At 71.4% G+C, this 7,141-nt stretch carries 6 protein-coding genes; 5 read left to right on the forward strand and 1 reads right to left on the reverse strand.

The features are described 5' to 3' along the window. Window positions 1-1,158, reverse strand: coding sequence for an alkaline phosphatase family protein (locus tag ACFQE5_RS14740; RefSeq protein ID WP_379585523.1), 1,158 nt, complete (start codon window positions 1,156-1,158; stop codon window positions 1-3). 93 nt (window positions 1,159-1,251) lie between these two features. Between ACFQE5_RS14740 and mftF the strand changes: the two genes are divergently transcribed. The 5 genes from mftF to ACFQE5_RS14765 all read left to right on the forward strand — a co-directional run bounded on the left by mftF (window position 1,252) and on the right by ACFQE5_RS14765 (window position 7,111). Then, a complete protein-coding gene (gene mftF / locus ACFQE5_RS14745) occupies window positions 1,252-2,712 on the forward strand; it encodes a mycofactocin biosynthesis glycosyltransferase MftF (protein ID WP_379585524.1) in 1,461 nt (486 codons plus the stop codon). A gap of 53 nt (window positions 2,713-2,765) precedes the next feature. Beyond that, window positions 2,766-2,945 carry a hypothetical protein gene (locus tag ACFQE5_RS14750; RefSeq protein WP_379585525.1) on the forward strand — a complete coding sequence of 60 codons (180 nt, stop codon included), beginning with the start codon at window positions 2,766-2,768 and terminating at the stop codon, window positions 2,943-2,945. Between the two features lie 410 nt (window positions 2,946-3,355). Further along, on the forward strand, window positions 3,356-3,871 hold the full coding sequence (locus ACFQE5_RS14755) for a (2Fe-2S)-binding protein (RefSeq protein WP_379585526.1): 516 nt from the start codon (window positions 3,356-3,358) through the stop codon (window positions 3,869-3,871). A 1-nt stretch (window position 3,872) separates the two neighbouring features. Next, window positions 3,873-6,263 (forward strand): xanthine dehydrogenase family protein molybdopterin-binding subunit, encoded by a 2,391-nt coding sequence (locus tag ACFQE5_RS14760; protein WP_379585528.1) that lies wholly within the window; start codon window positions 3,873-3,875, stop codon window positions 6,261-6,263. Continuing rightward, the gene (locus tag ACFQE5_RS14765) at window positions 6,260-7,111 is read left to right on the forward strand and encodes an FAD binding domain-containing protein (RefSeq protein ID WP_379585530.1); all 852 of its coding nucleotides are present in this window, start codon (window positions 6,260-6,262) and stop codon (window positions 7,109-7,111) included. The genes ACFQE5_RS14760 and ACFQE5_RS14765 overlap by 4 nt, the downstream gene beginning before the upstream one ends. Window positions 7,112-7,141: the final 30 nt, after the last annotated feature.

Consider the following 7,141-nt stretch of genomic DNA (forward strand, 5'->3'; position numbering starts at 1 on the left):
TCAGGGGGTGGTGGCCAGCAGCAGCGGGACGAGTTGCTCCTGGGCGGTCAGCGAACCGTGCTGCCCGGGCATCGTCGAGAGCAGCGGCTCGGCATGGCTCCGGACCACGGCGGCGGTCCCGCGCAGGGCCACCACCACGTCGCCGATGCGGGGCGGCACGTGGGCGGCCAACGGCCCGAACCACCCTTCGGCGATGGCCTGCTCGCCCGGCACCACCCACGCATCCTCGCCGAGGATCTCCTGCCAGGTGACGAGCACGTCGTCGGCCGCACCGGGTTCGGCGTAGATGTGCCGGGACCGAGGGTCGCCGCCGAGCAGCCGCACACCGCTGTGCAACCGCTCGTCGGTGTCCGCGTCGTAGGTGACGGTCACCGGCACCATTCCGTGGTCACCGGTGATGACCAGCAGGCTGTCGGGGGGCAACTGCTCGGTGATCGTCGCGGCGAGCAGGTCGATCTGACGCAGCTGCCAGCGCCACGGCGGGGTGCCGGGGCCGTGCAGGTGACCGAGTGAATCGAGGTCGGCGTGGTAGGCATAGCAGAGCCGTCGGCCGGGTCCGGTCAGGGCTTCGACCGCTGCCGCGGCGAGGTCGCCGAGCGCGTGCACGCTGCGGAACTCCCCGCCGCGCAGCGCGGCCCGGGTGAGCCCCGAGCCCCGCTGGTAGCGCGGCGCGGCGACGGTCACGGCCACTCCGTCGGCCGCCGCCCGCTCCAGCGCGGTGGGCTTCGGCTGGACCTGCTCGGGCGGAAGCAGCTCACGCTGGTCGACGGCCTCACCGTTGGTGTGCCGGGTCCAGCGCAGGGAGTCCAGGAGCGCGTCGTCGCCGGGGTTGAACGTGATCCCGACGATCCCGTGCGCGCCCGGCGGCAGACCGGTGCCCAGCGAGGTCAGGCTGATCGAGGTGCTGGACGGGAAGCCCGCCGTGAGCGGTCCGGCGTCGGGTAGCCCGGCGAGGAACGGGGCGTCCGCACGGTAGGTCCGCAGCATCTCGTAGCCGAGACCGTCGACGAGCAGCAGGCAGGCCGCGCGCACCGGCGGCAGGACGGGACCGACCGTGGGACCGGGCACGCCGAGGGCGGACAGCAGCGCGGGCAGGACCTCGGCGAGCGAGCGATCGCCGTAGCGGGGCAGGACGGGACCATCGAAGCGGGGCGACACACGGGCGAGCCTGCCAGGTCGTGCGCGAAAAGTAGCGAAAAGTACTGCCATGGCGGTCCTCGTCGTGCCCGGGCCGAATGGCACGATCGGCGGGTGACACCGGTACCGGGACCGCTCGACACCCGGCTGCCGAGCGGGTTCCGGGTGGTCCTCGACCGGCGCACCCGGGTGCTCGACGGCGGCTCCGCGCTGCTCGGCGGCGCACCACCGCGGCTGGTGCACCTGGCACCGGCGGCGGTGGCCCTGCTGGCCGGCCGCGGTGCGCTGGCCGTCACCGATCCGACCTCCGCGGCGCTGGCCCGCCGCCTGCTCGACATCGGACTGGCCCATCCCGCGAACGGCCGCGACGGTCCCCGCCTACCTGCCCCAGGACCCGCCGACGTCACCGTCGTCATCCCGGTCAAGGACCGGACCGACGGGCTGGCCCGGTTGCTGGCCGCCCTGCCGCCGGGACTGGGCGGCGTCATCGTCGTCGACGACGGCTCGGCCGACGCGGCCGCGGTGGCCGCCGTTGTGCACCGGGCAGGCGCCGAGTTGGTCCGGCACCCCAGCGCGCACGGTCCGGCCGCGGCCCGCAACGCGGGGCTCGCCGCGGCGACCACCGATGTCGTCGCGTTCCTCGACTCCGACGTCGTACCGCAACCGGGCTGGCTGGAGCCGTTGCTGGCCACGTTCGCGGACCCGGCGGTGGGACTGGTCGCGCCGCGAATCGTCGCGCTGCCCCCGGTGCGGTCGTGGCTGGGCCGATACGAGGCCGTTCGGTCCTCATTGGACATGGGGCTCGAACCGGCGGCGGTGGTCCCGCGGTCCCGGGTCGCGTACGTGCCCAGCGCGGCGATGCTGGTGCGGCGCACCGCGGTTGGTCCGGGCTTCGACGAGCGGATGCACGTCGCCGAGGATGTCGACCTGGTGCTGCGGATGCACGCCGCGGGCTGGCGGCTGCGCTACGAGCCCGCCGCGAGGGTCGCGCACGACCATCGCACCACGTTCGGGTCCTGGTTGCGGCGCAAGGCGTTCTATGGCACCGGGGCGGCGCCGCTGGCGCTGCGGCACCGGGGGGCGGTCCCGCCGATGGTGCTGTCGCCGTGGTCGGCGGCGGTCTGCGGGCTGCTGCTGTGCCAGCGCGGCCGGGCCACCGCATGGGCGATGGTGATCATGGTGGTGGCCGCCGAGCGCCTCTCCGGCAGGCTGTCACGACTCGTGCATCCGCGGCGGTCGGCGGTGTGGCTCACGGGGCTGGGGCTGGCGGGCGCGATCGGCCAGACGGGGTCGGCGCTGACCCGGCATTTCTGGCCTCTCGCCCTGGTGGCGTGTCTGTTCTCGGCGCGGGCCCGGCGCGCGGTCGTCGCGGCGGCGCTGGCCGAGGGCGTCGCCGACTGGTGGCGCCACCGCGACCATGATCCTGCCGGCCCCGGCCTGACCGGATACCTGCTCGCGCACCGGTTGGACGACCTGGCCTACGGAGCGGGTCTGTGGTGGGGGGCGTGGCGTAACCGCACGACCGCCCCGTTGCGGCCGGTCACGCTCGGTGAGCGGAGTCAGCCCAGGGGTTAGCCGCTCGCCGAGCGGAAGCCTCGAATCGAAAGCACAGCCGAGGAGGTTCTTCCATGGCTGATGAGAAGCGTCAGGACGAGGTCGTCAACCCGGCCGGGATGCCGCAGATGCACCCGCCGGAGGGCGGCCCGAACGCGAATCCCGACGTCCCCGATCCCGGGAACCTGGTGCCGGGCCGGCCGGGCATCCCGGACACGGTGGAGCGCAGCGACGCCGACCGCGCCGAGGAGTGATCGCGGGCGGCTCACGACGGGACACATGCCCGGACCGGGACGGCGCTTGCCGTCCCGGTCCGGTCGTTCAGGGGCGACACGACGTTCCGGCAGGTTTCACCGCCCGTAAGGGCTAATCCAAATCGGTGAACCTCCCGCGGGATTTGCCTCCGCAGAAGCGAGAAAATCGTTCGACTGTCGCCGTATCAGCGGATCTCCTCTCCTGCCAATCCGCCGCTCGCCTGAATGCCCCGCCACGGGGCGCGGCGCTGGGTTGCCAGCGCCCTTGCATGGTCAGAAGATCGGCGGTGTGATGTGCCCGCTGCCACAGCGTGGTGGCAGTACCGGGGTTGTCGCGTCCGTACCCCGGAGGATTCCCGAGAACCCTGCACGCCGACGTTGTCGGTCGCGGTTGAGGAGTGAGGTTTCTCATGACACAGGTCCGGGTCACCGTCGACGGCGTCGAGTACGTCGACGACGTCGAGCCCCGAATGCTGTTGGTGTACTACCTGAGGGAGCGGCTGGGTAAGACCGGGACCGTCGTCGGTTGCGACACCAGCAACTGCGGCGCCTGCACCGTGCACCTCAATGGCCGGAGCGTGAAGTCCTGCTCCGTGCTGGCGGTGCAGGCCGACGGCGGCGAGGTGCTCACCATCGAGGGCCTCGCCCGTGACGGCGAGTTGCATCCCGTTCAGAAGGCCTTCAACGAGTGTCACGCGCTGCAGTGCGGCTACTGCACGCCAGGCATGATCATGGCGGCGGTCGACCTCCTCGGCGACAACCCCGACCCCGACGAGCAGGAGGTCCGCGAGGGCATCGAGGGCAACCTCTGCCGCTGCACCGGCTACCAGAACATCGTTCGGGCGGTGCAGAGCGCGGCCAAGGCGATGAAGCCCGGTGCCCAGCAGCCCGCCGAAGTGCCGGCCCCGGTCGCTGGAGGAAACTGAGATGACGACGACCGTCGAACGAGAGCTTGGCAGGGCGCGGATCCGGAAGGAGGACGCGCGCCTGATCACCGGCCGCACCCGGTGGACCGACAACTTCTCGCTTCCCGGGATGCTGCACCTCGCGGTGGTGCGCTCGCCCGTCGCGCACGCGAGGATCATCGACATCGACAAGTCCGGCGCCGAGCAGATGCCCGGCGTCATCGGCGTCTACACGGTGCGTGACCTGGGCGCCGAGGGCATGGGTCTGCCCTGCGCCTGGCCCGTCACCCCGGACATGAAGGCTCCGCAGCGCCCGCCGCTGGCGGTCGACACCGTGCACTTCGCGGGTGAGGGCGTCGCGATCGTGGTGGCCCGCGACGCGGCCACCGCGAAGGATGCCACCGAGCAGGTGGTCGTCGACTACGAGGATCTGCCTCCGGTCCTCGACATGGAGGAGGCGATCAAGGAGGGCGCGACCCTCGTCCACCCGGACCTGGGGACGAATGTCAACGCGTTCTGGGCCTTCGACTCCGCCGAGGCCGGCACCGGCGGCAGCGCCGCCGAGGCCATCGCCGCTGCGGAGGCCGACCCCGACTCCATCGTCGTCCGCCGCCGCTTCCGCCAGCAGCGGCTGATTCCCGCGTTCATGGAGCCGCGGTCGATCGTCGTGGACCCGACCGGGGAGCAGCTGGTCATCACCACCTCGACCCAGGTGCCGCACATCCTGCGCACCATGGCCGCGGTGACCCTCGGCCTGCCCGAGAGCAAGATCCGCGTCATCGCCCCCGACGTGGGCGGCGGCTTCGGTGGCAAGATCCACGTTTCGCCCGAGGAGATGCTCTGCGTGCTGGTCGCGCGGAAGCTGGGCAAGCCGGTCAAGCACACCGAGACCCGCTCGGAGTCGATGCTCGCGGCTCACCACGGCCGTGACCAGATCCAGGACGTCACGATCGCTGCCAGGAAGGACGGCACGGTCACTGGCCTGCACGTCGCGCTGCTGGCGGACATGGGCGCCTACCTCGGCCTGGTCACGCCGGGCGTGCCGATCCTCGGCGCGTTCATGTTCAACGCGATCTACAAGATCCCGGCCTACCACTTCGAGTGCACGAACGTCTTCACCACGAAGACGCTCACCGACGCCTACCGCGGAGCCGGCCGTCCCGAGGCCACGTTCGCCATCGAGCGGATCATGGATGAGCTCGCCACCGAGCTCGGCCGCGACCCGATGGAGCTGCGTGAGCAGAACTGGATCAAGCACGAGGAGTTCCCGTTCAACACCGTCTGCGGGCTCACCTACGACTCGGGCAACTACGAGGCGGCCACGCAGAAGGCCATGGAGCTGTTCGACTACGCCGGCCTGCGCCGGGAACAGGAGGAGCGCAGGCGCAACGGTGACCCGGTCCAGCTCGGCATCGGTATCTCCACCTTCACCGAGATGTGCGGGCTGGCCCCGTCCCGGGTGCTCGGTTCGCTGTCCTACGGCGCGGGTGGCTGGGAGTCAGCGAGCGTACGCATGCTGGCCACCGGCAAGGTCGAGGTCGTGACAGGCTCGTCCGCGCACGGACAGGGGCACGAGACCGCGTGGAGCCAGATCGCGGCGGATGCGCTCGGCGTCCCGTTCGAGGACGTCGAGGTCCTGCACGGTGACACCCAGGTCTCGCCGAAGGGCCTGGACACCTACGGCTCGCGCTCGCTCGCCGTCGGTGGTATCGCATTGGTGAAGGCTGCCGAGAAGGTCGTCGAGAAGGCACGCAAGATCGCCGCACACCTGCTCGAGGCATCCGAGGACGACCTGGAGTTCGTGAACGGGAAGTTCACCGTGAAGGGCACCGACAAGGGCATGCTCATCCAGGAGGTCGCGTTCGCGACCTTCGCGGCGCACAACTACCCGGAGGGCATCGAGCCCAGCCTCGACGCCGACTACACCTACGATCCGGAGAACTTCTCCTTCCCCCACGGCACGCATCTGGCGGCCATCGAGGTCGACACCGAGACCGGTCACGTGACGCTGCGCAAGTATGTCTGCGTGGACGATGTGGGGAACGCGGTGAACCCGCTCATCGTCGAGGGCCAGGTGCACGGCGGTCTCGCCCAGGGCATCGCCCAGGCGCTGTTCGAGGAGGCCAACTACGACGAGCAGGGCACCCTGGTCAACGGCACCTTCGTCGACTACACCCTGCCGTCGGCCGCCGACCTGCCCAGCTTCACCACCGACCGGACCGAGACCCCGGCGACCAGCAACCCGCTCGGCGTGAAGGGCGTCGGGGAGGCCGGCACGATCGCCTCCACCCCGGCGATCGTCAACGGCGTCCTCGACGCCATCCGGCACCTCGGCGTCACGCAGGTCGAGATGCCGTGCACGGCGCAGCGCGTCTGGCGCGCGATCCAGGATGCTCAGGGAGGAGCCAAGTGATCCCCGCGAAGTTCGACTACGTCCGGCCCTCGACCGTCGCGGAGGCGGTCTCGGCGCTGCAGCAGGGCGGGGAGGACGCCAAGGTCCTGGCCGGCGGCCAGAGCTTGCTGCCGGTGCTGCGGCTGCGGCTCGCCGCGCCGTCGTTGGTGGTCGACCTCGGCGGCATCGCGGAACTGCGCCAGATCGGCGAGGACGGGGACATGATCGCCATCGGGGCGATGGCGGCGCACCACGACGTGATGCACAACGAGCTCGTGCAGCGGCACGTCGCCTTGCTCAGCCAGGCCACCGAGACCGTGGCCGACCGGCAGGTGCGCCACCGCGGCACTTTGGGCGGCTCGCTGGCGCACGCCGACCCGGCGGGCGACCTCGGCCCCGTCGCGCTGGCGCTGGATGCCGAGTTCGTCATCGCCGGTTCCGGCGGCAGCCGCACGGTGCCGGCGTCGGAGTTCTTCGTCGACTACTTCACGACCGCGATCGGGGAGAGCGAGATCCTCACCCAGGTGCGGTTCCCGAAGTACACGGGCTGGGGCAGCCACTACGAGAAGTTCAACCGGACCGCCCAGGCCTGGTCGATGGTCGCCGTGGCGGCCGCGCTCAAGATCGACGGCGGGACGATCTCGGAGGCCAGGGTCGGGCTGGCGAACATGGGCACGACGCCGATCCGCGCCACCGGGGTCGAGCAGGCGCTCGTCGGGCAGGCGGCCACCCCGGATGCGGTGCGCGCGGCGGCCGAACACGCGACGGACGGCACGGCCGCGCCAAGTGACGCCGACGCCGCGGCCGACTACCGTGAGCATCTGGCCAGGGTGCTGACCGGCCGGGCGGTGCTTGCCGCCGCAGGCTGAGAAGGATTCACGAGAGCGTCGTGGGGGGGC

This window comes from Pseudonocardia hispaniensis (assembly GCF_042658695.1).
Classification (GTDB): domain Bacteria; phylum Actinomycetota; class Actinomycetes; order Mycobacteriales; family Pseudonocardiaceae; genus Pseudonocardia; species Pseudonocardia hispaniensis.

Coding starts and splice junctions, on each gene's coding strand:
- ACFQE5_RS14750 (WP_379585525.1), top strand. CDS start 2,766: ATGGCTGATGAGAAGCGTCAGGACGAGGTCGTCAACCCGGCCGGGATG.
- ACFQE5_RS14755 (WP_379585526.1), top strand. CDS start 3,356: ATGACACAGGTCCGGGTCACCGTCGACGGCGTCGAGTACGTCGACGAC.
- ACFQE5_RS14760 (WP_379585528.1), top strand. CDS start 3,873: ATGACGACGACCGTCGAACGAGAGCTTGGCAGGGCGCGGATCCGGAAG.